This window comes from Streptomyces anandii JCM 4720, from assembly GCF_014650655.1.
GTDB lineage: Bacteria > Actinomycetota > Actinomycetes > Streptomycetales > Streptomycetaceae > Streptomyces > Streptomyces anandii.
In genome coordinates this window covers 176,497-182,485 of the sequence record NZ_BMVJ01000011.1, presented here as the reverse complement: position 1 = coordinate 182,485, position 5,989 = coordinate 176,497, and the positions used below count along the sequence as shown (strand labels likewise).

Genomic DNA, 5,989 nt, shown 5'->3' with positions numbered 1-5,989 from the left:
GGCAGGGTCGCGCCGCCGCCGGGCCGGCGTGCGGTGGGATCGCCCTCGTACATGAAGGCGGTCGCGACGATCCTGCGCAGCGGGCACCGGCCGTCCCCGGAGCAGCTGCACGAGCAGGCGCTGGCCCGGCTGGGCGAGGCGGACGGGCCGGCCGGGCTGGTGCTCACCGCGCGGCGGCCCGAGCCGGTCACCGAGCCGCACGCCGCGATCGCGGCCTGCGTGCGCTCCGGGCGGCACGGCGACGCCGACGCGCTCGCCGCCCGCTGGGAGCGGAGCGCCGTACGGACGCACGGTCCCGCCTCCGAGGAGGCGCTGCACTGGGCCGAGGTCCGCGCCGACCTGGCGATGCTCGCGGGCGATCCGGCCCGCAGCTGCCGGGCCTGGCTGACCGTGGCGGCCGCACGGCTGGCCATGGGGCAGCAGGGCGACGCCCCGGCGGTGGAGGCCGCCGTCGACCGGGCGCACCACCAGTGGGGGCAGCTGCGCGATCCGGCGCGGGCCCGCGAACTCGGCGCGGTCCTGGCGGAGTTGCGCGGCCGGGTGCCCGGCAGGCGGAGCGGGGCGCTGGACCACGTGCGGCGCCAGTTGCGGCAGCTGGAGCGGGCCGGGGCCTGACCCGGCAGGGCGGCCCTAGCGGGCCTGTACGTACTGCTGGGCCGGTGGGGCCGGGTCCGCGGCGCGGGCCGGGCCCGCGTTGGCCGCGGTGATCAGCGCGGCCACGGCTATCACGGCCGCGCCGAATCCTCTGACGTAACGTGCGGAGTTGTGTCCATGGCGCGCGACAGTGCGTCCGAGCACGGCAACCGACCTCGCAACGACAGTGATGGGTTAAGCACGCTTATGCGCTCACCAAACTAGGGGGTGGGGGGCGCGAACGGGAAGGGCATCAGGAGGAGTTGGGAGCCTTGCGGGCGGAAAGTCCGGTGCTGACGACCGGTCAGTGAGCGGTCCGGCGTAAGTCCGCTTACTGGCATGATTAAGCGCATGCCGAAGCGGGACGACCCGGAGACCATCGGGCGCAGGGTGCAACAGCTCCGCCGCGAACGCGGTCTGACCCAGCGGCAGTTGGCCGAGCCCGCGTACACCCCCGCGTACATCTCCACCCTGGAGGCCGGCCGGGTGCGGCCCTCCGACGAGGCGCTGCGCCACATCGCCGGACGGCTCGGCGTCGCCTTCGAGGAGCTGGCCACCGGACGTCCCGCCCACCTCGCCACCGACCTGCGGCTGCGGATGACCGAGGCGCAGCGCACGCTCGCCACCGGCGAGGCCGGCAGGGCGGCCGGGAGCTATGCCCGGCTGCTCGCGGAGGCGGAGCTGCACGACCTCGCCGAGGTGCGGGCCGAGGCGCTGCTCGGGCTCGGCGAGTGCGCCCTGGAGACGGGCGAACTGGCCGCCGGGCGCGAGTACTTCGAGCGGGCGGAGCAGGTGCTCGCCGCTGAGCCGCTGCCCGCCCGGGTGCCCGCGCTGCGCGGCCGCGCCGTCTCCCACTACCTGGCAGGGGAGCTGCGCTACGCCGTCTACCTCTTCGAGTCCACCCTCGACGAGCTCAACCGCTCCGGCCTGCACGACCCGGACGCGCTGCTCCTGCTGTACGCCGGTGTCATCGGGCCGTACATGGACATGGGGGCGCACGCGCGGGCGGCCCAGGCGGCCGAGTTCGCCCTCGCCCTCGCGCCCCGGGCGGGCGACCCGGCGCTGGTGGCCCGGATGCACCGGTCGGTCGCCCGCACGCTGCTCGCCGAGGGCCGGATCGCCGAGGCCGACGCCTCGCTCGCCAAGGCCGCCGAGCTGTACCGCACCCTGCGACTGCGCACCGAACTCGCCAACTGCCACTGGATGCGCGGCTACGTCTGCGCGCAGAACGGCGAACTGGAGCGGGCGGAGGAGGAGCTGCGGGAAGCCCTCGCCATGCTGACCGCCAAGCGCGCCGCCCTCTACACCAGCCAGGTCGCCGTCGAGCTCGCCGACGTGCTGCACCGTCGCGGGAGGTCGGAGGAGGCGGCCGGACTGCTGCGGCAGGTCCTCGGGGACCTCTCCCCCGAGCGGGGGGCGGTCCACGCGGCCGCCGCGCACCGCCTGCTCGGCATCATCGCCGAGGACGCCCGCGACACGGAGGCCGCCGAGGAGCACTACGTCCGGGCGCTCAGTCTGCTGGAGCGGGCCGGCGCGGCCGGTGACCTGGCGGACCTGTGCCGTCTCCTGGGCGATCTGCTGCGCCGCACCGGCCGGGTGGAGGCGGCTCTGGACGCCTACCGGACCGGCCTCGGCCACCGCACGGCCCCCGGCACCACCACACTGGGCCCGGCCCCGGCGCAGCCGCTTCTGTGACGGCCGGGACCCGCGTGTTCAGGCCTGGGCGCGGGCCTGGTGGCGGACGGTCGTCAGGCGCCCGGCGGCGAGGCGGGCCGCCTGGGCGGTGGCGTCCGCCGGCAGGGCACCGAGCGCGCCGTCGGTGACGGTGATCGCGTCGTCACCGACCCGTACCGCCGCGACCTCCACGGTGAGCGCGTTCGTCTCCCCCTCCGGCGACTGGCCGGTGAACACCACCCGCAGTCCCTGGCGGGCGTCCCCGACGGCGGGCAGCGGGAGCTCCTCGACCGTCACCTCCCGCATGCCCGCCCCGGTGGTGGCCGCCGTGAACCGGGAGCAGGTGCGGGGCAGCGTCCGCAGCCAGGCCAGGGCGCGGTCCACGTCCGCCGCCTTCAGCGCGAGCACCTGCTGGCGCAGCTGGGCCGCGTCGTCGGGGTCGTCGAAGGCGGTGACGGCGTGCGTCGCGGTCGGGGAGCCGAGCGGTTCGTCGGCGTAGAGCGCGTCGAGGAGGCGCTGGCATCCGGCGTCGGTCGCACGTGCCTTGAGGACGCCGTCCCGCCAGGTCGCGGCGCCCTGGGTCGGCTGCCAGGGGCCGCCGAGGTCGGCCTCGGTGAGCAGCGCCGCCGCGGCCTGCGCCGAGGTGAGGACGGTGGCGGGGCTCGCGGTGGCGGGCCCGGCCGGCGCCGTGGTGGCCGCGTCCGCCGAGGCGACGCCGGCGGGCTGCCGGGCCGGCCCGGAGGCGCAGGCGGTCGCTGTCAGCAGGCCGGCCACGCCGAGCACACAGGCGCCGAGGACGCGGGCGGCCGGGGGACGGGTCATGGGTGCCTCCAGACGTTGCGGACCGCTGAGCCGGGGTGCGACCGCTGCTCGGGCCCCTCCGGTCATCCCACGGCACCACCGGGCCGCCGCGCCCACCAGCGCGCCGGTCCGTACGGGTGAGGCCCGCGGAAAACCGCTCGCCCGGACGCGTCACGCGTTGCTACCGTCCCCCGCATGAAGCGCGCCCTGCCGTCCCTCATGACGACGACGCCGGAGAGTGTCCCGGCGCGCTGACAGCTGAGCTGAGCGAACAAGCCCCGGGGCGAGCGCCCCGGGGCTTCTGCACGTTTCCCGTCCCCGGATCCCCTCGCCCCACCCCCGCCCCGCGAGGAGGACGCCCCATGGAGCCCATGGACCACCCCATGGACCAGCCCAAGGCCACCCACGACCACCGCCGCCTCGGCCGCGAGCTCGGCCTCTTCGGCACCGACCCGCTGATCGGCGCGGGCCTGCCCTACTGGCTGCCCGACGGAGCCGTCGTACGCCACACCCTGGAGGAGTACGTCCGCGAGGCCGAGCGCGCCGCCGGGTACCGGCACGTGTACTCGCCCGTCCTCGCGAAGGTCGAGCTGTACGAGACCTCGGGCCACTGGGCGCACTACCGCGACGACATGTACCCGCCCATGGAGACCGGCGCCGAACAGCTCGTGCTGCGCCCCAGCCTGTGCCCGCACCACGCACTCGTCTACCGCTCCCGCTCCCGCAGTTACCGCGAACTGCCCCTGCGCATCGCCGAACTCGGCGGCATGTTCCGCTCCGAGCCGTCCGGGGTGCTCGGCGGGCTGACCCGGGTGCGCGCCATCCACCTCAACGACGCGCACGTCTTCTGCACCCTCGGCCAGGCCGTCGACGAGGCCCGCGCCGCCCTCGCACTGATCGCGCGCGCCTACGACGACCTCGGCATCCGGGCCGCCCGGTACCGCCTGTCGCTGCCCGGCGAGGGCGGCAAGTACGTGGCCGATCCGGAGCTGTGGCGGCGGGCCACCGGACTGCTGCGCGAGGTCCTCGCCGGCTCCGGGGTGGCGTACGAGGAGGCGGAGGGCGAGGCCGCCTTCTACGGGCCCAAGATCGACGTGCAGATCGCGGACGCGGCCGGCCGCGAGTCCACCCTGTCCACCGTGCAGATCGACTTCCACCAGCCCGAGCGCTTCGGCCTGAGCTACATCGGCGCCGACGGCGCGAAGCACCGCCCGGTCATGGTGCACCGCAGCGTCATCGGCAGCGTCGAGCGCGCCGTGGCGCACCTGATCGAGCGGCACGGCGGGGCCTTCCCGGTCTGGCTGGCGCCCGTGCAGCTGGCCGTCCTGCCGGTGTCCGAGGCGCAGGCGGCGCGGGCCGGGGACGTCGTACGGCGGGCCCTGGCGGCCGGACTGCGGGCCGAGCTCGCGGGTCCGGAGCAGGGCAGCCTGGGCGCGCGGATCAGGGCGGCGCGGCTCGTGCCGTACCAAGCGGTGATCGGGGAGCGGGAGGCCGAGGGCGACCTGGCCGCCGTACGGCTGCGGGACGGGCGCCGGCCGGGCGCCGTGCCGGTGGCCGGGCTGCTGCGCCGGATCGGGGACCGGGCGGCGGCGCGCGGAACCGGGTTGTGGGGCGGAGCATAGGCTCCGAGGACGAACGGCCGGGGCCTGATCCGCCGGACAGGTCCCTGGGGCCTCCCTCGGACCGGCGGAAGGAGTCCTGTGACCGGTCGGCCGCCCATTCCGGTGATCGTCGACTGCGACACCGGTGTCGACGACGCCCTCGCGCTGCTGTTCGCCGTGCGGCACCCGGGGCTCCACCTGCGCGCGGTGACCTGTGTCGCCGGGAACACGCACGTGGACCAGGTGGTGCGCAACACCCTGACCGTGCTGGAGCAGGCGGGCGCCCCGGAGATCCCCGTGGGCCGGGGCGCCGAGCGGCCGCTGATCGAGCCGCCGCGCGACGCCCACCACGTGCACGGCCGCGACGGCATGGGCGACCTCGGGCTGCCCGCCCCGGCCCGCCGCCCGGCCGGGGTGGACGCGGTGTCGCTGCTGCGCCGCGAGATCCTCGCCAGCGACCGGCCGGTCACGCTGGTGCCCACAGCGCCCCTGACCAACATCGCCCTGCTGCTGCGCACCCATCCGGAGGTGACCGCCAACATCGAGCGGATCGTGTTCATGGGCGGCGCGGTGGCCACCGGGAACGCCACCGCGGTCGCCGAGTTCAACGTCTGGCACGACCCGGAGGCGGCGGCCGTCCTGCTCAGCGCCAAGGTGCCGGTCACGATGTACGGCCTGGACGTGTTCGAGCGGGTGCTCGTGCCGCCGCCGGACGTCCGCCGTCTGACGGAGAGCGCCGAGCCGGGCGCCCGTCTCGCGGGGCGGCTGCTGTCCCACCGCGGTCCGGCGACCGGCGAGGAGGACCCGCGCGGCGGCCTCGGCGACGCGGGCGCGGTGTGCTCGGTCGCCGACCCGGCGGGGCTCACCACGCACCGGCTGCCGGTGGAGGTGAACCTCGCGCCCGGCCCGGCGCGCGGGCAGACGGTCGTCGACCGCCGGCCGCGGCCGGGCGAGGCGGAACTGCACGGCGAGATGCGCGAACAGCGCCTGGTGGACGTGGCGTTGGACATCGACGCGGAGAGATACGTCGAGCTGTATCTGACCACGGTCGAAGCCGGGCCGCGCGCCTAGGCCCTGTCGTCAAATTCTCGCCTGCCCCGCGGGCGGACGACGGGAATTTGACGACAGGACCTAGTCGGTGTCGGCGGGCCGGACCGCCCACCGCTGTTCCACCTTCGCCACCTTCCAGTACGCCAGCGCCGCCGCCCACACCACGACGAACAGGCCGACGATGACGTAGCCCACGCTGTCCAGGTCCAGCCCGGCGATCCAGCCGGTCA

At 76.0% G+C, this 5,989-nt stretch carries 5 protein-coding genes and 2 pseudogenes; 4 read left to right on the top strand and 3 right to left on the bottom strand.

The window, feature by feature from the left end:
* Positions 1–615 (top strand): annotated as a pseudogene (locus IE249_RS38000) (hypothetical protein); the annotation flags it as partial.
* Positions 616–630: 15 nt separating this feature from the next.
* On the opposite strand, the gene IE249_RS21065 reads toward IE249_RS38000, so the two are convergent.
* Positions 631–798, bottom strand: coding sequence for a hypothetical protein (locus tag IE249_RS21065; RefSeq protein ID WP_189706751.1), 168 nt, complete (start codon positions 796–798; stop codon positions 631–633).
* 186 nt (positions 799–984) lie between these two features.
* On the opposite strand from IE249_RS21065, the gene IE249_RS21060 reads away from it, so the two are divergent.
* Positions 985–2,328, top strand: coding sequence for a helix-turn-helix domain-containing protein (locus tag IE249_RS21060; RefSeq protein ID WP_189706749.1), 1,344 nt, complete (start codon positions 985–987; stop codon positions 2,326–2,328).
* 18 nt (positions 2,329–2,346) lie between these two features.
* Here IE249_RS21060 and IE249_RS21055 read toward each other — a convergent pair whose 3' ends face one another.
* On the bottom strand, positions 2,347–3,129 hold the full coding sequence (locus IE249_RS21055; RefSeq protein ID WP_189706747.1) for a hypothetical protein: 783 nt from the start codon (positions 3,127–3,129) through the stop codon (positions 2,347–2,349).
* Positions 3,130–3,470: 341 nt separating this feature from the next.
* Here IE249_RS21055 and thrS point away from each other — a divergent pair, with 341 nt between their 5' ends.
* Positions 3,471–4,730 carry a threonine--tRNA ligase gene (thrS, locus tag IE249_RS21050; RefSeq protein WP_229858921.1) on the top strand — a complete coding sequence of 420 codons (1,260 nt, stop codon included), beginning with the start codon at positions 3,471–3,473 and terminating at the stop codon, positions 4,728–4,730.
* Between the two features lie 78 nt (positions 4,731–4,808).
* Entirely contained in the window at positions 4,809–5,780 is a 972-nt protein-coding gene (locus IE249_RS21045) for a nucleoside hydrolase (protein WP_189706745.1), read from the top strand.
* Between the two features lie 60 nt (positions 5,781–5,840).
* Here IE249_RS21045 and IE249_RS37995 read toward each other — a convergent pair.
* A pseudogene (locus IE249_RS37995) lies at positions 5,841–5,989 on the bottom strand (HoxN/HupN/NixA family nickel/cobalt transporter); the annotation flags it as partial.

What these genes read in the sequence shown, in the direction of transcription:
- IE249_RS21060 (WP_189706749.1), top strand. Translation starts at nt 985, where the DNA reads ATGCCGAAGCGGGACGACCCGGAGACCATCGGGCGCAGGGTGCAACAG.
- thrS (WP_229858921.1), top strand. Translation starts at nt 3,471, where the DNA reads ATGGAGCCCATGGACCACCCCATGGACCAGCCCAAGGCCACCCACGAC.
- IE249_RS21055 (WP_189706747.1), bottom strand. Translation starts at nt 3,129, where the DNA reads ATGACCCGTCCCCCGGCCGCCCGCGTCCTCGGCGCCTGTGTGCTCGGC.